Source organism: Pseudomonas sp. ACN5 (genome assembly GCF_002303975.1).
GTDB lineage: Bacteria > Pseudomonadota > Gammaproteobacteria > Pseudomonadales > Pseudomonadaceae > Aquipseudomonas > Aquipseudomonas laurylsulfatiphila.
The window spans coordinates 193666-215353 of sequence record NZ_MRCP01000009.1 but is presented as its reverse complement, the minus strand read 5'-3'; the positions used below and the strand labels follow the sequence as shown (position 1 = coordinate 215353).

Genomic DNA, 21688 nt, shown 5'->3' with positions numbered 1-21688 from the left:
AGCCCCCGGATGCTGCTGCCTAATGAGACCTTTGGATTGATCGATAACTTTTTCTCATCTTATTTACCGTTAATGACAAAAAACTCCTCAGTGATCGGCAGTTTCCCGTCGCAGCCTGGCGAATTCCAGCAAGGTGTCGGCGAATTCGCGGGCCGCTTCGGTCAGTGGTTCGTCCTTGCGCGTGATGATGCCGTAGTCCTGAGGCTCGACCTTGAACGGCGTGTTGAGCACTTTAAGCAAGCCACTCTGAACCTGCGACTGCACCATGGACTCGGGCAACATCGCGAGCATCGGCCCCGATTGCAGGAGTTGCAGGAAGGTGGGCATCGAGATGGTTTCGACGGTGTTAGTGGGCGTGCGCATGTTGAATTCAGTGAAGGCGCTTTCCATCCGGCGCCGTATGGGGGCATTGAAGGGGTACATCACCCAGGGCCAGTCGCTCAGCTGCTCGGTAGCCACTTCGTCGAACTGCGCGAGGGGATGGCGACTGTTGACCACCAGACAAAAGGGTTCAGGTCCGAGTGCACGGAAGTCGAACGGTTGCTGATACCGCTCATCCGTGAAGCGGGCAATGATCAAATCGAGCTTCTTGTGTTCAAGCATTTCCAGCAGTTGATTGCTGGTTTGCTCGATCACTTCGATGGACAGCATGGGGCGGTCCAATTTGATCCGGGTGATCGCCTCGGGCAGCACGACCGAGGTCGCGGCGAAAATCGCGCCGACCTTCAAATGACCATGTCCACCTTTGCGCAATTTATTGAGTTGATCGACAAATGACTGCGTGTCGTCGAGCGTCATCCGGGCATAACGGACCACGAACTCGCCAAGTTCGGTCAGGGCCATGCTGCGGGTTTGCCGTTCGAACAACGCAAAACCGAGTAACAGCTCGACGTCGCGCAACATCTTGCTGATGGCTGGCTGTGTCAGATTCATCAGTTCGGCAGTGGTGTGCATGTTGCGGGTCTTGGCCAAAGTGTCGACCAATATCAAATGCTTGATCTTCAGCCATTTGCTCACGCTGGAGAATGAAATCTCGTCGTTTTCCATAAAGGGGCTCGATCTGCTTGATAACGAAACGATATCAATCACTGAAAATATGTCATTGGGATTTATCAAGCAAGTCCACTAGTTTTGCCGTGTCGTCATCGAATTGACCTGGACCTATATATGCCGCATCTGAAATTGACCTGTAAAAACACCCTGCCGATCGATGGGCTGGAAGGCACTCTGATCGGTCGTGCCTGGGTGCCTGGGGAGGCCGCTGGCCCCTCGCCGGTAGTGCTGCGCGCCGACGGGGTGTTTGATTTGTCGCAGGTGTTCCCGACATTGAGTGATCTACTGGAAAGCGCTTCCCCGCTTGAGGCTGTTCGTAGCACTCGCGGTGAATACATCGGGAGTCTTGAGGCATTGTTGGCCAATACGGGGCCAGGGTCCGATCCTGCCAAGGCTTTTCTGTTGCCGCCGGCTGACCTGCAAGTGATCAAGGCTGCCGGTGTGACATTCGCTGCCAGCATGATTGAACGCGTGATTGAAGAGCAGGCGGGTGGTGATGCAGTCAAGGCCGAAAGTGTACGCAGCCTCGTCAAAGCGGCTATTGGCGACAACCTGAGTTCGATCAAACCGGGTTCAACCGAAGCCGCCCGGCTAAAGGCCTTGTTGATCGAGCAGGGGCTTTGGTCACAATACCTGGAAGTCGGTATCGGCCCTGATGCCGAGATATTCACCAAGGCCCCCGTTCTCGCTTCCGTCGGCAGTGGTAATGAGGTGGGTATTCATCCCAAATCGAAATGGAACAACCCTGAGCCGGAAATAGTCCTGGCGGTAAACAGCCGTGGCCGGATACAAGGCGTAACCTTGGGCAACGACGTCAATCTGCGCGACTTCGAAGGCCGCAGCGCTTTGCTGTTGAGCAAAGCCAAGGACAACAATGCGTCATGTGCGATCGGCCCGTTTATTCGCCTGTTCGACGAAGGCTTTTCTCTGGATGATGTGCGCCGCTGCGTGGTCGACCTGGTCGTTGAGGGTGAAGACGGTTTTATCATGCGCGGCAGCAGTTCGATGGAGCAGATCAGTCGCGACCCGCTTGAGTTGGTCGCGCAGACTGTGGGCAGCGATCACCAGTACCCGGACGGCTTCATGCTGTTCCTCGGCACGCTGTTCGCCCCGACACAAGACCGTGAAGAGCCGGGCAGTGGCTTCACTCACAAGCCGGGCGATAGCGTTAGCATCGGGAGCCCGTTGTTGGGCACGCTTCACAATCGCGTCACCTACAGCAATGAAGCCACACCCTGGACGTTTGGCCTGCGTGCATTGATGGGCAACCTGGCCGCTCGCGGTCTGGTGGCAGGTAAATCACTCCACTGATTTGCCTGCCAGAGGTTCCTGGCGGATAAAAACAGTGGTCGCTGGACAATAATAATAAGGCACACAAATGATGACCAAAAACACGACAAGACCGGATCATGCGGCAGCCATCGAGAGCGCCATTGCCAAGTGTCGATGGAAGCTGTTGCCGTTCCTCGCTTTAATGTTTGCCCTGGCAATGATCGATCGCTCCAACGTCGGTTTCGCCAAGGCGGCACTGCAGACCGATATCGGCTTGAGCAATGCGGCCTTCGCCCTGGGTGCGGGTATTTTCTTTATCGGTTATGCCATCTTCGAAGTGCCGAGTAATCTGATGTTGCACCGCGTCGGTGCGAGAGTCTGGCTCAGCCGGATCATGATCACCTGGGGGCTGGTGTCCGCCGCCATGATGTTCACCCGGGATGAAACAACGTTTTACGTGCTTCGCTTTTTGCTCGGCGTGGCCGAAGCGGGCTTTTCACCGGGTGTCATCCTGTACCTGACCTACTGGTTCCCGGCCCAGCGTCGCGGCCAGGCCATCGGTATCTACTATTTTGGCCTGCCAATGGCCTTGATGTTAGGCAGCCCGTTGTCGGGCTGGTTGTTGGAAATGCATGGGATATTCAACCTGACCAACTGGCAGTGGATGTTCCTGGTGGAAGGCCTGGCGGCGGTCGTCGTGGGGATCATTGCGCTGTTCTACCTCAAGAGCAAACCACAGGACGCCCCTTGGCTCACCCGCGAAGAGAAAGCGGCCCTGAGCCAGGAGATCGAGGTTGAAGACAAGCTCAAGCTGGCCCATGGCCCGACCAACCTGCTGGGTCTGATGCGCAACAAGCGGGTGTTGAAGTTCATCCTGATCTACTTCAGCGTTCAGGTCAGTGTGTACGGGGTCATCTTCTACTTGCCGACGCGCATCGCGGAGCTGCTGGGGACCAAGGTCGGCTTGGAGGTGGGCATGTTCATTTCATTACCATGGCTGTGCGCTGCCATCGCCATGTACTTTGTGACGCGTTATGCCGACCGGCATGGGGCTCATCTCAAGATGGCCATGTGCATGCTGGGCATGGCTGCGCTGGGCATTGCGGCCTCAGCCTTGCTCAACAGTTTTGCACCGGTACTGCTGGCTTTCTGTTTCGCAGCCGCCGGTTTCGTGACCGTTCAACCGTTGTTCTGGACACTGCCGACTGGCTACCTCGGCGGGGTTGCCGCGGCCGGTGGTATTGCCCTGATTGGCTCCATGGGCAACATCGGCGGCTTTGTCGCACCAATGCTCAAGGCCAATATGGAGGTCTGGTTCACCGATCCCCGGGCTGGAATGTTGTCGCTGTCGGCAGCGGGGTTGGTGGGTGTTTGCCTGCTGTGGACATTGCGCGCGCCAAAGGGGCAACTGCAGGTCAATCAAGGTCCGCTGGACGGGGTGGCGAGTAGTGCCCGAGTACCTTCGAACCCTTGAAATCACAATAGACCGATAAAAATAGCCGAAGCCTTTAAGGTCTTCGGCTTTTTTTTTGTCCATAAATCCTGCCGGCGTCCGGCATCCGTGCGGTTTTGTGCAAGTCAGCTTTCGTCTTTGGTAATTGGTGCCTCGCAGCCATCCCCCTATCTTGAGTGGGCGATAACACCCGGCAATGATCGGGTGTTGCTCAAGAGCTCTGTCCTACAAGAAGCGTTTTCGCTACCTGCCAATAAAAAACGAGCCTGGGAACAATCATGAAACTCTACGAACTTTTCGGTTACGACCGTCACGGTGCAATCAGCGAGCTCGACACTGCGCTCAACAAAGGAAAGCTCAACACCAAGGACGTCAGTTTTTCCGCGTTGGGGTTCAACGCGCCGGCCTGGGTGGCCGCTTCTTCGATGTCGATCCTCTATTCGATCTCTGGTCACCAGGCACCGCTGGCGATCCTGATTGCGTTTTTCTTTCCCATGTTGGTGCTGGCCGTGTGCATGGTTTCGCTGACACGTCAGGCACCATCGGCAGGGGGCATCTTTACCTTTTGTTCGCGTTTCCTGCATCCGGATATTGGCTGCATCCTGGGCTGGACCTATGCCGTTGCCTGCATCGCCGTCACGCCGATGTGTGCGTTGATTGGCTCCGAGTACATTCAGGCGCTGATTCCTTCTCTCGCTGGCGAACTCAACGCGAAGATCATCGGTACGTTGTTGATCGTGACCTTCTTTGCGGTGTCGGTACGTGGTGTCGGTGTGACAGCGAAGCTCGCCAGTACCTTTCTGGTTTTCGAAATCGCCGTGGTCGCCGGGCTCGGTTTCATGGGGTTGATCCATCCCCAGGTCGAGAACCTGTCGTTTGCCTCGATGTATTCGCTGCAAGGCGCCGGTGGTCTGGCGGCGATTGGCCCGGGCGTGCTGTTTGGTGTGTGGATGCTGGCGAACTTCGATTCGGCCATTAACTACATCGAAGAGGCACGCGTACCGGTTCGCACCGTGCAGCGTTCACTGTTGATCGTGCTGACCTCGGCCTTCGTGATTTACAGCCTGGCGGCCATCGGCTGGCAATACGCGGTTCCGGTGGAGCAGTTGGCTGCCATTGTTGAAAACGGCAACGGCGGGCCGATCGCCGCTGTCGCCAATGTCTACCTGCCACCGGCCATGGCCTGGCTGGCGCTGTTCGTAGTGATTACTTCGGCGTGCGCCGGCTTGCAGATTTCTTCCAATTCATCGGCGCGCACGCTGTATCGGATGAGCGAGGAGGGGCATCTGCCGGGTGCGTTTAGCGCTGTCAACCGTTTCAAGGCACCGTGGTTCACCCTGGGGCTGGTGTCGCTCGCCGGCATTGCCTTGCTCTGGTGGAAACCGCTGGACAAGATCGTTTGGTATTACGACGTGGTCACTATCACCCTGGTGATGTCCTACATCTCGGCGCTGGCAGCCTTCATGGTCATGACCTGGAAACAACACAAGGCACGCACCGCAACACTGCTGTCGATCCCCGCATTGCTGGCGCTCTTTGTACTCGCCTACATCGGTTACACCGCGGGCGCCAACCCGGTCTCCCCGGACGACCTCTATACCGCCTGGTATTTGGGCGCGCTGTCCCTGGTGAGTGGTGCGCTGATCGTGCTCTCGGGTAAACGCCGCCGTAGAGGTGCCGGTGTGATGCCGGCGAAGGCGTGATACGTCCTGAACATCCCTTTTTTATCGTCAATTCATCTACTGATACCCAGGAGTAATCTTGATGGCCAATGACTTTCCGCAACCTCTGGACGCCGCCGTCATCCCCCGTTTTGCAGGCATGCCTAGCTTTATGCGCCTGCCGATATTCGACGATCCTGCAGACGTCCAGATCGCCTTGCTGGGTATCCCCTGGGATGGCGGCACCACCAACCGCGCGGGCGCCCGGCATGGTCCGCGGGAGGTGCGCAACCAGTCGAGCATGATGCGCAAGGTTCACCATGTCAGTCATATCGCACCCTATGATCTGGTGCGGGTCGGCGACCTGGGTGACGCGCCGGTCAACCCAATTGATCTGCTCGATTCCCTCAAGCGAATTGAAGCGTTCTATCGGCAGGTCCATGAGGTCGGCACGGTGCCGTTGTCCGTCGGTGGCGATCATCTGGTGACGTTGCCGATCTTTCGCGCCATTGCCCGGGACCGGCCTATCGGCATGGTCCATTTCGATGCCCACTCCGACACCAATGACCGTTACTTCGGCGATAACCTCTACACCCATGGCACACCTTTTCGCCGTGCGATCGAGGAGGGGCTGCTGGACCCCAAGCGCACAGTACAGATTGGTATTCGCGGTTCGATCTATTCGGCAGAAGACGAAGACTTCGCCAAGGACTGCGGTATCCGGGTGATCCATATGGAGGAGTTCGCCGACATCGGCGTTGCCGCGACGATTGCCGAGGCGCGACGCATCGTGGGCGACGAACCGACCTACGTGACCTTCGATGTCGATGTCCTGGACCCGGCGTTTGCCCCGGGCACCGGCACCCCCGAGATCGGTGGCATCACCACGCTGCAGGCGCAGCAACTTATACGGGGCCTGCAGGGCCTGAACCTGGTCGGTGCCGATGTGGTGGAAGTGTCGCCGCCCTTTGATGTGGGCGGGGCCACGGCGCTGGTGGGCGCGACCATGATGTTTGAGTTGCTGTGCATTCTCGCCGACTCAATCAAGCGTCGCTCGTAGAAGGAATCGAATGGATGACTGCCTGGCCTGAAAACAAACGCTTTGCCGTGACCTTGAGTTTTGACCTGGATGCAGAAAGCGCCTGGGAACCCTCCAGCCTCGACGGGCGCCGGCTCTCGCTGCTGTCGATGGGCGCCTACGGACGTCGTGTCGGGGTGCCGCGGCTGTTGGAGTTGCTGGCCCGCTACGGTGTACGGGCGCAGTTCTATATTCCCGCTCGGGTAGTCGAGATCGACCCCGAGGTGGTCCGCAGCATTGCCGCTGCCGGCCACGGGATTGGTTGCCACGGTTACTTCCATGAGCGTACCGATGAACAGACGCCCGAGCAGAATCTGCAGATTCTCAAAGACTCCAAGGCGCTGCTCGAAGCCACCATCGATCGGCCGGTCAACCATTACCGCGCACCGTTGTGGGAGCTGACACCGGACGTCGTTGACTCACTCATTGCCCTGGGCTTTCACAGCGATAGCAGCTTGATGGGCGATGACCGGCCGTACCGCGTCGGTAGCACCGAAAAGAGCCTGCTGGAGCTGCCCGTCAGTTGGTTGCTGGACGACTGGGAGCAGTTCGCCTATTCGGCAGAACCTGCGGTGGGCAGTGTGATCGAAGACCCGGAAAAGGTCTTTCGACTCTGGTCGGCGGAACTGGAAGGAATGCGTCACTACGGCAGCCATTTCATCCTGACCATGCACCCGCAATTGATCGGCCGCGCGTCACGCATTGCGATGCTGGAGCGGCTGATCCAACAGATTCAACACTATGACGATGTCTGGATCTGCACGCCTGACGATGTGTACTCACGCTGGCAGGCGGGCGATTTGACACTGCCGTTGCATCCTTACTGAGGACGGATCATGAACATACTGGTAACCGGGGCCAACGGATTTCTTGGCCAGGAAGTGGTGCGTCAGTTACTGGCTCAGGGTAACGAAGTGGTGGGCTACGACCGCAGTCTGGTGTGCGCCATCGAACACGCTGCGTATCGTTACGTACAAGGTGACCTGGCTGACCTGGCGAGTTTGCTGGAGAGCTGCCGCAGCCGTCCGGTCAACGCGATCATTCATACCGCGGCGATCTCGCATCCGGTGGACTCTCGGCGTATTCCCCTGCAAACGGTGTTGACCAATGCACTGGGCACCACCCATGTGTTTGAGTGCGCCCGGCTCAGCGGTATTTCTCGGGTGGTCAACCTCAGTTCCGAATGCGCCTACGGTCCCAACCGGGAAATGGATGTGGTCGATGAGCGCGCGCCCCTTGAACCGACCACGCCGTATGGCTGTACCAAAGTGTTCACCGAAAAGCTCGGTCAGGTTTACAGCGACCTGTACCAGGTCAGCGTGGTGTCTTTGCGGCCGGGTTGGATCTATGGTCCTGGCCAGTTCATGCAGTGCTACCTCAAGAGCATGCTCAGAAGCGCGATCGATAACGAGCCGTGGCATGAGGAGGAGGGCGGCGATTACCGCTTTCAGTACGTGCATGTCGTGGATGTCGCCCACGTTTGTGTACTGGCGGCCACTGTTCAGGAAGAGCGGTTGCAACAACGGGTGTTCAATGTGACGGCCGGCGAGCAGGACAGCTACCGGGCAGTCGCGGCCCAGGTTCGCAAGTTCTACCCCAATGCCCAACTCAGCATCGGCCCCGGTACGTTGAACGTGCTGGATGAAAATGCGCGCTTCGACATTTCGGCGGCGGGCGACCAACTGGGCTACCGCCCCCGGTTCGACCTGCATGAAGGCATTGCCATGTATGCGCAGTGGCTGGAACAGCATCCTTACTAATGGCCTGAAGGCCGGGGTGATTCATGAAAACCTATCTGGTAACCGGTGCTGCCCAAGGCATCGGCCGTGCGGTCGCGCTAGCTCTTGGCGAGCAAGGCAGTCTTGCCGTTCTCAATGATTTGCAGGAAAGCCCGGCGCTGCTGACCTTGGCCGATGAGCTGCAGGCGCGGGGCGTGGAGGTGCGTCTTGCGCTGGGTGATGTCTCGGACCCCGCAACAGCTGAACGTGCATTTGCCGGGCTGCAACGCCTGGATGTGCTGGTCAACAACGCGGGGTTCCTGCAGGAGGCGCCGCTGAGCGAACTCAGTGTCGAGGCCTGGGATCGGATGATCCGTGTTCATCTCTATGGGGCGTTCCTTTTCTGCAAGCCGGCGGCGGCCCTGATGACCCGCCAGGGCAGCGGCGCCATCGTCAATATTGCCTCTGACCTTGGGCAGCTCGGGTGTGCCAATCTCTGCCATTACTCGGCTGCAAAAGGTGGAATCATTGCGTTGACCAAGTCGTTGGCGCGAGAGTTGGCGGCCCATGGTATACGGGTAAACGGGGTTGCTCCCGGGGGTACGTTGACGCCGATGGTCGAACGCCTGGGCGAGGCTTATATTCGTGAAGAAGCGCTGCGTTACCCGATGCTGCGCCTGGGAACGGCGCAAGAAATTGCCGCCGCGGTGATCTTCCTGGCCTCGGAGCAGGCCAGTTTCATGACCGGGCAGATTCTGGGCGTCAATGGCGGCGGTGTAATGAACAGCTGATTGCGGTCGCAAGCAAACACACGAGGAGAAGGCGGCATGCTGGTGAATTTGACGGATGTGGATCTGCGCATGCTGCGGATCTTCTGTGCGATCGTGGACGCCGGTGGTTTTACGGCTGCACAAGTCCCGCTGAACACCAGTCTGTCGCGCCTCAGCGTGCTCGTTCGGGACCTTGAAGTCAGGCTCGGCTACTCGTTGTGTAAACGCGGGAAAAGCGGTTTCCAGTTGACCGAAGAAGGCGAAGAAACCTACGCGGCAGCCCAGGAGCTGTTCGCCAACATCGGACATTTCCGCCAGCGCACGGCGGTACTCAGCGGGCGCCATCGGGAGTTGTTGCGCATCGGCACGGTCGACAGCCTGATCACCCTTGAGCACAGCCCTGTACCGGCGGCCATTGCCCAGTTACGTGCTGCGCAACCCGGTGTCCATATCGATTTGCAAGTCATGCGTCCTGACGAACTTGAACAGGCGGTCCTTGAAGAGCGCATCCAGGTCGCCGTCGGTGCCTTCCACCACCGATTGTCGGGGCTTCATTATCAGGCGCTGTTCGAAGAGGAACAGCACCTGTATTGCGGCAGCGGACATCCGTTTTTCCAGCGCCTTGATCAGGACCTGACGTATGAAGAGTTAGGCGCAGCGGACTATGTCGACAGAGGCTATGTCGCCGAAAACAAACGACCGTGCGAGCTCAGGTTCGCCAGCGCGGTCAGCGCGTTTTCGATGGAGGCCATTGCGCTGCTGGTTTTTTCCGACACCTACATCGGTTACCTGCCCACCCACTACGCCGCAAGCTGGGTCGAGCGAGGCAGACTTCGATCGATCATGCCGCAACGGTTGGCTTATCGTTCCGCCTTTCATTGCATAACCCGTCAAGGGGTAGAGCAAAAGAGTACGGTAAGCCGGTTTCTAGATCAGCTCACCGCTCACGCAAGGCTTCATCTGCCTTAGATCCTAAGGGGCAAAGCAGGTTGGAAGTCGGCGTACTAGATCCGAGTTCTCTGCTACATCTGCAATACTCCTCCTGCCCGCCCTAACGCAGTGAACAGCAGAGCCTGGCTTGTCGGTTCTAGCTAAATCCTAACCCCTGTCCTTGATCCCGAGCCTCTTAACTGACTTTGCACGATTCTGATCCAGCAAGTTGTAATAGGTGTTCTGAGTTGTCGACATACTTTCGTGGCGTAGGTCAGCTTGGAGATCTTTGATATCGCGAAATGGTGCGTCAAATGTAGCCGCCGTGTGACGCAACCAATGTAAGGATGCAGACCGAAGCTTGTCCATCACTAAGTCGGTGTGTCCCTCGTCCTTCATGCGCTGAAGTGATTTATCGAACACTATCTGAATAAGGGCACGAATGTAACGATCTGACAGACCAGCACGACCTCTGACCGTTGTGACTAGTGGAGTACTCTCCTTGTGAGACGGCAGCTGCGGAAGGGAGAGGGTGATCCGATATCGCTTCAAGTAGGCTTCAATGTATTCGTCTCGCACGCTAATTTTCGCGGCCTTGTTGCCCTTACCGACATCGTTGAACCACCAGTTTTCACCGTCGTACTCGAACGAACCCATTGTAGGTGTCCAGTTGTCCCAACCGACAAGATCAGAGATTCTGAGGTAGAGAGAGAAGAGGGTGGCCACAATAAATAGGGCCCGCTCATGTCGAGGTTCCTCCTGAGCTATGATTTCTGCGGTTTCAATTACATAATTCCACTGGAGCGGAGTGAGCGTTTTTCCAGAGTTCATCACCGTGTTGCGCTGCTTAAAGTTGGATTTTTGTTTGACGGCTCGAATTGGAAAGGAAAGCGGCCGAAGTGGGACCTTCGTAACCTCTAACTCAAAGGTCAGATGCCAATAAATTCCAACTCAACTAAATAGATGTTTAGTTTAGTTATAATAATTACTTATATAAATGAGCAGGGCAAAGGGATGTTTCTAACTGCAAACAGCCAACCAGATCGTATGCCCACCACAAGCTGGATCTTCCGTTATTTGCTCCACAACGCTAAAACCATGGGCATTGAGCAGTGCAACATATTCATCGTGGTCCAGGCTGGCATGATAAAGCGTTTCACCCTCGAAGCTGCCCAACGCAATGCCATGGGCCGTCCCACTGGTAAACATCAGCGCAGCACCAGGTTGGGCATGGGCCTGGAAAATCGGGAACATTCGACGCTGATCCTCAGGCGTCAGATGAAAGAAACTGTCCCACGCCAGAATGCCAGCGAAACGCTGTTCAAGCGCCAATTGGCGCATGTCGGCCACATGCCAATCGTGCTGCGCAAAACGTTGCCGACACAAGGCGATCATCGCCATGGACGAATCGATGCCAGTCACAGCGTGTCCCGCGCCGATCAAGTAACCCGCCATGGGTTCGGCACAGCCACAGCCGATGTCGAGGACATGACCAGCCGCAACCGGCATGGCCAGGCGAAAATGATCCAGCCAGGATTGTTCGACCAGACGCCGCGAGCGAACACGATCCCATGTTTGAGCGTGACGTTCGTAGAGATCGATGATCTGATGGGCTGCTTCATGCATGAGGGACAATCCTTGGGGGATGTGGTCGAAGTGTGAGCGCCAGCTAAAAATTATAACTTCTTAACCTACTGATGAGCTTAGGTAAAATTTATTTTATCAATTAAAAGCTAGAATAAAAACCGCGTGATTTTTCCAAACTCTACTTTTTAAATGTTTTTTTGTGATCTGTCACGCGTCTTACGGTGGCTCGGATTTGAATTACCAACACTGGCCAGTCGAGCCGACGCTAGTAGCCCCAAGCATCACAGAGCAAATTTCTGGGATCTCTATTTGGAGGGAATGCATCCGATAGACTCGGTGGACAGAAGCATCGCTAAGCAGTGGTCGAGTCAAATGCACGCGGGGTCAAATCGCGCATATTTGGCACTTGAAGCATCTCGTTAGCTTTATTGATGAAGGAGGCAGTAACAAGGCAAACGAGGTGCAGTAGCCAGAGCGGTGGTTGGGATGCCTGGGGGTGAGTAGAAGGCGAACGCCAAATGACGTAGTTATGAAAAAAATTAGAGTTTGCATGTCGGTGCTGGTTGGTTCGTGGTAAAAAATTCCAAAAAACAAGAATTATGCACAATTATGCAAAAATTCATAATTTCTCGAAGTGGGAAAAACCAGGCGTGCAGGGCGCCACAGCGAGCGCGGGGATACAACTGCCTCTTAATAGGCCTTCTTATCCGCTTTCTGGCGGCCGTGTCTGTGAGGCGCGTTGGTCGAACCTGATGCAAATGGCTGGTCAGGCTAGCATCCTAGCTGACAATTTCTCTGTGGAATTCATCAACTACATAATTGCCAAGTCGGATATAGCGATAAGACATGCTTTTTTTTGGCGGGCGTGTGGGCTTGCTCGTTGTTTAAGTCGGGTTAACACGATATTCATCGTGCACAGCGCCAGTGCAACTGCTAATCAGTGCCAATGTATAGAGGTGGACGATAGGGATGAGGTTGGGGTGGCCATTTAAAAGTAATGAGGTGGTGTATTTTTTCTAATGGATTCATTGAAATGTGACACTATTTACCATTGAAAAATGACACTGTGAGTGTTCTTTTGTTTTATGGGGCTTCAGCTCCAGGAGACAATTACTCGTATAATGGAGTGAGCAGTGTTGAATTAACCTTATGATAAACATGAATAAAATCAAATTCACTATTCTAACGTTAGGAAAAATTGAGATTCGAGGTTGCCAAATTCGAATTATCAAATATCTTTTTTGGTGAGGCTTTCCTGTGTGTTGCACAAAGGATTTATCAAATGCAATTTTCTACATTAGAAGTAGGCTTGATGGTACTCGTCGCCGGAGAGCCGGCGAGGGTTATCAAATGCACGCCGCCTTCAGAGGTCGAGGTTTTGCGTTTGAAAGACAAGAGGAGGTTTTCGGTACCCGTTGATAACATCGTGTTGTTACCGCCCGCACAGTGTAACGACTCTATAGTGCCTATAGATAATTTCATGGATTTACTTGAAAGTGCGTCTAGCAAGGAAATCAAAACTGCCGAAGAACGATTTCTGGCAATATCGCAGTATCTGTCAAAAGAAATTACGATCGAAATGGCAGTAAGCGTTTGTAATGTGGGAAAGGCAAGGTTCTATCAAATTTTGAGGACGTATGACGAAAATATCGGAATAGCCTCACTGTTGCCCAAACGGAAAGGTAGAAAGAAAGGCGAGTCAAAAATTTCTGCTGAGGTGGAAGCGCTCATACAGCGGGCGATAGACAAAAAGCGAGTTGGGAAAGGACTCACATACGCCAAAGTTTGGTCTGAAGTTCGTTTTTCATGCGTGGAAAACCATCAGCCAATCCCCAGCATAGGAACCGTCACCGCACGGATAAAAAAGCTGGACGGCAAGACACTTCATGCAAAGCGATTTGGCTCGGAAGCTGCAGCTCAAGTCTACGGCGCCAAACCGGGCGCTCAAACAACAACAGGTCCACTGGCCGTGGCCCAAATAGATCATACATTAGTTGATATAATACTATGTGACGAGGAGTCCCGAATCCCAATTGGTCGGCCCTGGCTCACGGTCGTGATTGATGTGCATACTAGAGTTTTGCTGGGCTACTACATTGGATTTAATGCCCCCTCGGCCGTCTCCGTTGCCTGTGCAATCACCCACGCAGCTTTTCCAAAACAGCACTACCTGAAACAAATAGGCCTCGAGAATTCAGATGTACTTTATCCCTTTTATGGTGTACCGAAGGTACTCCAAATGGACAATGCCGTTGAATTCAGGTCGCTCACGCTAGAACGCGCCTGCTCAATTTACGGGATTAAAACTGAATTTAGACCTCCGGGGAAGAAGCACTACGGAGGGGCGGTAGAACGACTTATCGGTACACTGATGACCAGTAATGTTCATTTCTTATCCGGCACAACCTTTTCAAATGTCCAGCAGCGTAAGGGTTATGACAGCGAAAGGAAATCTGTCCTGTCACTCCGCGAGTTCGCAAAATGGTTTGCCGGACAGGTTGTAATCTATCACGCCACCATGCATCGAGGAATCAAACAGACTCCTGGGGATTGTTGGAATAAAGCCTTCGCAAATGCAGACGGCAGTATCAACATGCCCCCTCTGATTCACGAACCACTGAGATTCAGATTGAACTTTATGCCAAGCGTTCGGCGAAGTATATCACCGAAAGGTATCGCCTTTAAAGGACGGTATTACTGGTCGCCTGGATTCAATCCTTTCGTAGGCACTAAAAATGTTTTGATAAAATTTGATCCGCTGTCGCTTTTGACCATATGGGTTGAGTTGAATGGCGAGTATGTAGTGGCTAACTACAGTGATCTAACCGGATCCCATTTGAGTTTAGAGGAGCACCTGCTAAGAGTTGGTAATTCTAAAAAATTGGCATGGATATCGGAAGAGGCGGTCGCAAAAACCTACCAACAAAATGAGACGCTCATTCAAGGAAGTGCCCGGACGACCAAAAAAATCAAAAAGCAAGCCGCTGCGATAAAGGAGTACCAGAAGTATTTGACTGATGTCGGGCAGAAAACGGGCAGGGAGTTTGTTGCGGAAGAGCTGTACGACGAAAATTTAGATTATTCGAAAAAGCCAAGACCCTACGCCAGCGAGGACGTTTAAGTGAATGATGAACACGTGAAAGCATCCAAGCGTCATCTTTTGCAACTGAGCGCTCCCGAGCGAATAAGGGCGATACAACAGGATGTATGGATAGATTGCCCTCAATCCATACAGGTATTAAATATGATCAAAAACATCGTTCAAGCTCCTAGTCAGTCGCTTGCGCCTTGTATGTTGGTGTGCGGGGAGGGGGGGAGTGGTAAGTCCAGTATCATTCGCCAACTTAAACTGATCTCTAAGGGCTGGGATGAGCAGATCATTTTTATGGCGCTCAATGAAAATCCCGGCAGCCTTAGCTTCAGAGACCATTTGTTGGAGGCCATGGGTATACCACGTTCAGCTCGTAGCCGGTTAAAGCCAAATGTGCCGGAGGAGCTAGCGGAATTTGTGAAGTTAAGGAAAGTTCGCGCCATTGTGATCGATGAATTTCACGATGCACTGATATCCAATCGCAGCGAACAACTAAAAACATTGTCTATCTTGAAAGGGCTTTCCGGTGAACCCTATTCATTGTCAGTGATCGGTTTTGGAACGTCGCTGGCCAGAAATGCACTGTTGCATGATACCCAATTGTCCAGGCGCTATCATATCCATGAAATCCAAAAATGGACCAAGTCAGAGACTTTCCGTGAGTTTTTGGCTGCTTTGGAAGAAAACATCCCATTGTTAAAGCCATCAATGCTTTATGGTGCGGACAAGGTGAAATTCATACTTAGCAATTCGGGTGGAGTAACAGATAATATCGTCAAGATGATAAAATACGGCGCCATATTGGCTGTATCAAGGGGTGAGGAAGAAGTTTCGATTAAATCGATGCAGGAAGCAATTCTAAATCCTTGGGCGTATAAATGTTAAGTTAGTTCGGGAAAATGCGCATGCTCGAGTCGACTACGTGGCCACCTCCTATTGAAGATGAGACATTTATGTCTTGGGTTTTTCGGTGTGCGCTGAACCCGCAATGTCGCCCACTCAGTGAAAGCAAGGGCGAACGTTACTATCAGATGTGCGGTATAACTGGCGATGCGGATTTTGACTTTAAAAGTTCTGCATTTTTTGAATTGGAAAGTTCTCTAAACTGGCCTATCGGCATTGGGCCCAGCCACTTCAATCCAGATACAAGCCTTCTGCTTTCCCCGCAGCAGCGGTTTGCTTTTTGTCTGCATTGCTTGAGGTCTGATGTGACGATGCACGGTTATCCAGTCTGGAGGAAATCTTGGTGTTATGTGTGTGCCCCGTTTTGTTGTCGGCACGAGCAATTATTGATTCTAAATGATCGCTATTTAGGCTTCGATAAGCCTTGGCAGGCGTTTGCTCTCCATCACCAGGTAAGTCGCTTGCATCCTGAGGCAGATCTTAATTCGTGGCGGGGGATGTCAAACCTCAAGTTATTGGCTAGGCTCGGTTCACGGGCTCAGCTTTGGGTCAATACGCTGAAGTCTTGTGATACTTACAAGTTTCCTGGTTGCGATGAAGTTGTCGAGACTGAATCGCTCATCCGAACAGTGCACAATTTGATGAGAATATTTTTGGCCGCCAAAAGTACGTTTCGCCCCTCTGGACCTGCACGTTTTTGTTTCTCCAATTCAAGACAAGATATAGTTCATGGGGAAATTGACTATTCCACGGCGATGGAGGTGGGTGCGGTCTCAGCCTCGCCTTACCAGCGCATGATCGCTCTCATATGGGTCGGATGGGTTTTTGAACTATTTCAGCGAGAGGAGATTGGTTGTTTAGCTCAAGCTGCCAAGGTATCTGGCTATCAGTGGTACAGAAACATAGAAGAGCTTGGATATTACTGCCCGCCCTGTGCAACAAAAAGTGAATATGACAATATGGGGAAGTTATTTTCACTTCTACCGCGCCATATTTACTTGCGTATTGAACCGCTTTTAAAGGGCATTCAGCACTCCGCGTATGTGCATGGGGTGATTCCGAGACCGCCGAATATTCCTGGATAGTTTTCCAGCCTGCATCGTTGGCGCTTTTGTGCGTAAGACTTCTAGCAATAGTTTGAGCGTTTAGGAGATTATACGAAGCCATGAAACTGAAAGGGTATCCTCGTGCCACTCCGGACGAAACGTTAACTTCGTGGCTGTTTCGTTGCAGCTTAAATAAAGGTTGTCGCGGCATGACACAAGAAATGGCCGAAACCTATTGTTCGCTTGATAAAGATATCGACTACGACTTTGATTTTTCCAGCGGGGATTTTTTCGTGCTTTGCCATCACTTGCAGGGTGCGCCAAATCTGATCAGCGCTTACTTCAAGCCAGATACCACTTTACTGCTTAACACTGGTTTTCGGCTCAGTTACTGCCCTCTCTGTATACGAGAAGATATACGCAATTATGGGCTACCTGTCTGGCGGAAGACGTGGTGTTATGTGAGCGCCCCATTTTGTATGAGGCATCGATTGCTGTTGGTGCATTTATCGGATCCCGTTCCATTTGTAAAATCATGGTGCGCATTTGCCAGTCGACAGCAAATACTCGATCCGCATCACCCCTACTTCCGCCGGGCACGGCAATGGGGTGGCGTCCCAGTCGCGCTTCTCGGCACAGATCTCGGCATCAAGGTACAGTCATGGCTTTGCGGCTTACGAACCCCGACACGTTACCTTCGCGCCACAGACGCATTACCTTCAAGTCCGTTCTTGGTGGGAGGGACTGAGTTTCTGCTGCAATATTTTTTGCGTCTCGCCCTTCCTGGAGGGCGCGGTGGACTGGCGCGTACATATTTCTGCAGCGGGCGGGATCGTGTGGCTCATGGTGATAAGACCTTTGGCGCGCGTCTGAGCAAGGGGGCCGGCGAAAGTACTCCGTATCAGCGCATGATGGCGATGTTTCTGCTCGGCTATCTTTTCGATGTTTTTTCTGACAGCGATTTAAGGCGGATCCAGAGTGCGTGCCTCTTTTCAGAATATCCCTGGTTTTCATCCATCGAATATCTGGCGTATATAGGTGGCCCCTATTCCCATATAGCGTACGAGGCTATGTGTCATGTGTTTGATGATGAAGTGCTAGAGATGTTTCCTGGACTCCGATTGTTTTTGAGTCACGTCAAGCACAACTTGGAATGAAGCTATCTCCTTGCCATCTCAAGGATGCAATCCGTTCATGCGGAACCTACAGTTCTTTCTTGATCTGGCTGAAGAGATCATCCAATGAAATGGTTGGGTCCTGTGTAAGGTAACACTTGGTCAAGACTGTAAGCGGGTGGACGTCCAATACGCCGGCTAGGTCCTGGACTTTCTCCAGTGTTGGGCTCTTAAGCCCTCGCTCCAGTGTGCTGAGATAGGTTCGGCTACTCACGTCAGAAAAGTCTTCTTGTGAAAGGCCGTTTTTTTGCCTTAACAGCCTCAGTGCCACGCCAAATGCCTGCTTCAGTTCCATTTTTTCGTTCCTGCAAAAGGAACGATGAAGCCTTTTAGAGCCCTATAGGGCTACAATCTATAGTGTTCATTTTAAACTGCCTGGTGCGCTATGTTTTTAACCCTCGATCATTCTGAACACCCAGCAGGCCGGATGCTGAAGGCGGGACGTCTCTGGAGGAGTGTTGAGTACTTATCTGACGAGCCTTGGTTTTGCGTCGCCATCGAGGAGCGGCATACTGTCGAAGCAGGGCTACGGAGCGGACTAACCTTGGTGTGGGAAGTGGAGGAGCTCCAGGCTCTTAGCGCCTTGGTCGGCCCTACGTTCGCCATCAAGGGCGTTTGGTTGGCGAGTCCGAGCTGGCTGAATGACTCTGAAGGGTGGCGAATGGAGAGCCTACAGCAAATTGTTCGGCGCTCGCGGAACGGTAGGCCCTGTGTGGTGTATACGTTGTCCGGAGGTGGCGAATATTGTGAAATCGACGATAGTCCCTCGAAAGACGGCTGCGACGAAGTGCTCTTCACTGTTGTTTAGCGATGCATGACCTGCAGTCAGACGTACTGTGAAGCTCGGTGCGTCGGAAAAACAAAAGTACTAGCTCGTTGACTTTTCAGTTTAGCCCCCTCAACCGTTGTCCACGATTCATGGAATGTGGACAGGTGCCTAAGGTTCATGTGGAGCTTGTCGAACGCCGGCGCCTTTCTTGGAAGTTTATTCCGGGTCGGAATCGGAATTTACACTCTCGTCACTGTCGATCGGAGATATCCCGGTTGAGGTCAGGAGGGTTGTTGCGCGGCTCGTGAGCAGTGAGCCGGATTGGAAGTATCCCATCACCGTGGCGACGCTGCGATGTTCGGTCATGGCCATGACCTCGCCCAGTGGCACGCCTTGACGGCCCGCCTCGGTAACGAAGCCTGAGCGTAAACTGTGGGCCGCCCAATCACCGACCAGCCCCGCAACCTTCGCTCGGCGCTGGACGATACGGGCGACCTGATCGGTAGATAAGCCTGATGTACCGACCTTGCCACCTTTATACAGTCGGCGGAACAGCGGCCCGCTGTCAGTCGGTGCCACCTCCAGCCAAGCGGCGAGGGCTTGCGCCGCGGGGCCGCGCAGCGGCTTCTCCCGACGTACGCCGCCGGTATCGGTTTTGGTGACGCCTAGGGTGTATAGCCAAGTGTCGTCATCTAGCTTACGCACGTCGCCGACTTGCAGGCCGACCACTTCCGAACGCCGTCGGCCACCGCCACTCCAGGCCAGCAGGAGTAGAGCGCGGTCACGCGCTCCGCGTGCACCATCCGTACAGGTGGCGAGCAACGCCTGCAACGGCTCGAGCACGATGGCGGTTTTCTTACGAACCGCCACGCCCTGACGCGTCTGCGCCTTGCGCGCGTCACGCAGCAGGGTCTTCAACGCTGACGCTTCGGTCGGGCTGTCCCACTCGTTGATCCGGTGCCATTTACCGACTACCGAAAGACGGTGGCTGACCGTGTTGTACGCCAGCGGCCCCAGCTTGGCCTTGACCCGGGCGGCGACCAGCGCGGCGTCGATCCATGGCGGTAGCAGGTGCGCCCAGCCGCCGTCGGCCAACGGTCGGGCCAGGTGATCCAGCACGAACTGCACGGCCACGGTGGCTGGCAGTGGCGCATCGCCCAAATTCTGGCCGTAACGCAGATGCAGCCAGGCCGACCAGTAGGCGAGGGCGCTGCGGTAGCTGCGCACGGTGTTGGCCGCGGTGCCGGCGGCGATAAAGGCCGCGGCGGCTGCCTGGGCGTTAAGCGCCAGAAAATGCGGATCCAATGGGGTTTTGTCGACCAGAGGCAATTGGTCCGTAATATTTAATACGTTCAACGTATGATAATTCCATTAATCAGCAAATAACGTCGGATAATCTTTTATTATCAGACCTAATATACTTGGAGGTGGGCCATGGCAGTAGGGGTACCGGAACACGAGGTATTTGCCGCCGCGGATGCGGTGTTGGCCCGCGGCGAACGCCCGACCGTCGAGCGCGTGCGCGTGGAACTTGGTCGCGGTAGCCCGGCGCGGGTCGGCGGTCTGCTCGATCAATGGTGGGCGCGCCTGGCCGAGCGGCTGAGCGGCGAGACCCGCCTCCCGGAACTGCCCGGCGAGGTTTCGCAAGCGTTTGTCGCGGTGTGGCAGCAGGCGATTCATCTGGCCCAGGGTGTTGCTGAGCAGACGTTGTCCGAGCAACGTCAGGTCTTGGCTGCCGAGCGCGAGCGGGTGGCAGAGGTCGAGGATCAGGCGCGTCAGGACGCGGCACAGTTTCGCCAACAGTCGATGGACGCCGTAGCGGGGCGCCAAGCGGCTGAGTCGCGCCTGACCGACCTGGAACTGCTGTTGGCACAGCGCCAGACGCAGATCGAGGATTTGCAGCTTCAGCGCGAGGGTTTGTCGCACGAACGCCGTGAAGCGCAGCGCCACAACCACACGCTACAGCAGGATCTGCAGGCGTTACGGCTCAAGGCCGAGCAGGAGCGTGTGACGCAGGAGGGCTACGTACGTGGGATCGAAGATCGTGCGCACCGTGAGGTTGACCGCGCGCGGGAGGAGGGCAAGGCAATTATGGCCCAATTTAAGACAGTGGGACGGCAAGTCGAGCAGCTACAACGTCGGCTCGAGTCGATCCAGACTGAGCTCAGCCAAACCCAGCAACGTGCCGCCGCGCAGCAGGCGCGTGCCGACACACTGGAGCAGCAACTGATGCAGCTACGCCAGGCGCCGGCGGCCAAGCGCAAGCCAAAATCCCGGAAACCCGCGGCGACAATGTCCGATTCCTGAGGGCAAAGTCAGCATCTTCGGGCCGATAAGGAGCAAGTTGATGCAGTAAGTTGCAGATGCCAGATCAAAGGCCGAAATCGGCTGTGGATTCAGCCGGCCACTACAGGCAGAAACGGTCGATTCTGTTGAAAAAGTAGTTCCTCTGTCTGGCCTGCGGCAAAATATCTGCATTGGCCAGCAGGGAAGCACGAAGAATGATGGGACAGTTATCGAGTGGGCGGGAACGGCTGTTTTACTCGTTCAACCTTGAAGATCACATCCCAGCCAATCACCTTCTACGCAACATTGATCGGTGTCTCGATCTGAGCGATTTGCGCCATTACCTCGCCGATTTCTACAGCCCGATTGGCGTCCTTCGATTGATCCCGAACTGATGATTCGTATGCTGATCGTGGGTTATTGCTCCGGCATTCGCTCCGATCGGCGGCTTTGCGAAGAGGCTTATTTGAACCTGGCGTATCGTTGTTTTTGCCGGTTGAGCCTTGAAGATGAAGTCCCCAACCACTCGACCTTTTCCAAGAACCGACACGGCCGTTTTCGGGACAGTGATCTGTTTCGCTGGTTGTTCAATGAAGTGCTGCGTCGCTGCATTGACGCCGGCTTGGTCAAGGGCGAAGGCTTTACCGTGGACGCCAGCATTATCGAAGCGGATGCGAGTCGGCAGCGCGGCGTACCAGGTGATGAACCGGTCAACTGGAGCGATCCGGCCCTGAGTACCCGAGCCGCGCGTGAGTATCTCGAAGCACTTGATCAGGAGGCTTTGGCCGAAACGCAGCCCAGAGATGGTGCTGCACTTAACGAATAGTCGAGATCGGTCTTCGGGAAGCTGAACGGTTGTCACGGTAGCCTTTACAAATATTGTCACTGACCGCTTT

General features: G+C 54.4%; 17 protein-coding genes and 2 pseudogenes. 14 read left to right on the top strand and 5 right to left on the bottom strand.

What is annotated here, in order from left to right:
- Positions 1-87: 87 nt before the first annotated feature.
- Positions 88-1047, bottom strand: a complete 960-nt coding sequence (locus BSF40_RS18445) for a LysR family transcriptional regulator (protein WP_095966155.1) — start codon at positions 1045-1047, stop codon at positions 88-90.
- Between the two features lie 120 nt (positions 1048-1167).
- Between BSF40_RS18445 and BSF40_RS18440 the strand changes: the two genes are divergently transcribed.
- The 8 genes from BSF40_RS18440 (at position 1168) to BSF40_RS18405 (ending at position 9974) form a co-directional block, all read left to right on the top strand.
- Positions 1168-2364, top strand: a complete 1197-nt coding sequence (locus BSF40_RS18440) for a fumarylacetoacetate hydrolase family protein (RefSeq protein ID WP_095966154.1) — start codon at positions 1168-1170, stop codon at positions 2362-2364.
- A 67-nt stretch (positions 2365-2431) separates the two neighbouring features.
- Entirely contained in the window at positions 2432-3799 is a 1368-nt protein-coding gene (locus BSF40_RS18435) for an MFS transporter (RefSeq protein WP_256585658.1), read from the top strand.
- A gap of 257 nt (positions 3800-4056) precedes the next feature.
- Positions 4057-5481: an APC family permease gene (locus tag BSF40_RS18430; protein ID WP_095966153.1), complete on the top strand. Its 1425-nt coding sequence runs from the start codon at positions 4057-4059 to the stop codon at positions 5479-5481.
- A gap of 61 nt (positions 5482-5542) precedes the next feature.
- Complete coding sequence (gene speB / locus BSF40_RS18425) at positions 5543-6499, top strand: agmatinase (RefSeq protein ID WP_095966152.1); 957 nt, start codon at positions 5543-5545, stop codon at positions 6497-6499.
- A 14-nt stretch (positions 6500-6513) separates the two neighbouring features.
- On the top strand, positions 6514-7344 hold the full coding sequence (locus BSF40_RS18420; protein ID WP_095966151.1) for a polysaccharide deacetylase: 831 nt from the start codon (positions 6514-6516) through the stop codon (positions 7342-7344).
- Positions 7345-7353: 9 nt separating this feature from the next.
- The gene (locus BSF40_RS18415; RefSeq protein ID WP_095966150.1) at positions 7354-8277 is read left to right on the top strand and encodes an NAD(P)-dependent oxidoreductase; all 924 of its coding nucleotides are present in this window, start codon (positions 7354-7356) and stop codon (positions 8275-8277) included.
- Between the two features lie 23 nt (positions 8278-8300).
- Positions 8301-9026: an SDR family NAD(P)-dependent oxidoreductase gene (locus BSF40_RS18410; protein ID WP_095966149.1), complete on the top strand. Its 726-nt coding sequence runs from the start codon at positions 8301-8303 to the stop codon at positions 9024-9026.
- A 36-nt stretch (positions 9027-9062) separates the two neighbouring features.
- Positions 9063-9974 carry a LysR family transcriptional regulator gene (locus BSF40_RS18405; RefSeq protein ID WP_095966148.1) on the top strand — a complete coding sequence of 304 codons (912 nt, stop codon included), beginning with the start codon at positions 9063-9065 and terminating at the stop codon, positions 9972-9974.
- Positions 9975-10103: 129 nt separating this feature from the next.
- On the opposite strand, the pseudogene BSF40_RS18400 reads toward BSF40_RS18405, so the two are convergent.
- Together BSF40_RS18400 and BSF40_RS18395 are read right to left on the bottom strand one after the other, a co-directional pair.
- A pseudogene (locus BSF40_RS18400) lies at positions 10104-10817 on the bottom strand (site-specific integrase); the annotation flags it as partial.
- 138 nt (positions 10818-10955) lie between these two features.
- Positions 10956-11561, bottom strand: coding sequence for a class I SAM-dependent methyltransferase (locus BSF40_RS18395; RefSeq protein ID WP_095966147.1), 606 nt, complete (start codon positions 11559-11561; stop codon positions 10956-10958).
- A gap of 1243 nt (positions 11562-12804) precedes the next feature.
- Here BSF40_RS18395 and BSF40_RS18385 point away from each other — a divergent pair.
- From BSF40_RS18385 to BSF40_RS18375, 4 genes are all read left to right on the top strand, one after another.
- The gene (locus tag BSF40_RS18385) at positions 12805-14643 is read left to right on the top strand and encodes a Mu transposase C-terminal domain-containing protein (protein WP_095966145.1); all 1839 of its coding nucleotides are present in this window, start codon (positions 12805-12807) and stop codon (positions 14641-14643) included.
- Positions 14644-15498 (top strand): TniB family NTP-binding protein, encoded by an 855-nt coding sequence (locus tag BSF40_RS18380; protein WP_095966144.1) that lies wholly within the window; start codon positions 14644-14646, stop codon positions 15496-15498.
- A 20-nt stretch (positions 15499-15518) separates the two neighbouring features.
- Positions 15519-16601 (top strand): hypothetical protein, encoded by a 1083-nt coding sequence (locus BSF40_RS32040; protein ID WP_141249759.1) that lies wholly within the window; start codon positions 15519-15521, stop codon positions 16599-16601.
- Between the two features lie 80 nt (positions 16602-16681).
- Positions 16682-17719, top strand: a complete 1038-nt coding sequence (locus BSF40_RS18375; RefSeq protein ID WP_095966143.1) for a TniQ family protein — start codon at positions 16682-16684, stop codon at positions 17717-17719.
- Between the two features lie 46 nt (positions 17720-17765).
- Here BSF40_RS18375 and BSF40_RS18370 read toward each other — a convergent pair whose 3' ends face one another.
- On the bottom strand, positions 17766-18032 hold the full coding sequence (locus BSF40_RS18370) for a helix-turn-helix domain-containing protein (RefSeq protein ID WP_095966142.1): 267 nt from the start codon (positions 18030-18032) through the stop codon (positions 17766-17768).
- 690 nt (positions 18033-18722) lie between these two features.
- Positions 18723-19862 (bottom strand): site-specific integrase, encoded by a 1140-nt coding sequence (locus BSF40_RS18360; RefSeq protein ID WP_095966140.1) that lies wholly within the window; start codon positions 19860-19862, stop codon positions 18723-18725.
- Positions 19863-19940: 78 nt separating this feature from the next.
- On the opposite strand from BSF40_RS18360, the gene BSF40_RS18355 reads away from it, so the two are divergent.
- Positions 19941-20813: a DNA-binding protein gene (locus BSF40_RS18355; protein WP_095966139.1), complete on the top strand. Its 873-nt coding sequence runs from the start codon at positions 19941-19943 to the stop codon at positions 20811-20813.
- 194 nt (positions 20814-21007) lie between these two features.
- Positions 21008-21594, top strand: a pseudogene (locus BSF40_RS18350) (transposase); the annotation flags it as partial.
- Between the last annotated feature and the right edge of the window lie 94 nt (positions 21595-21688).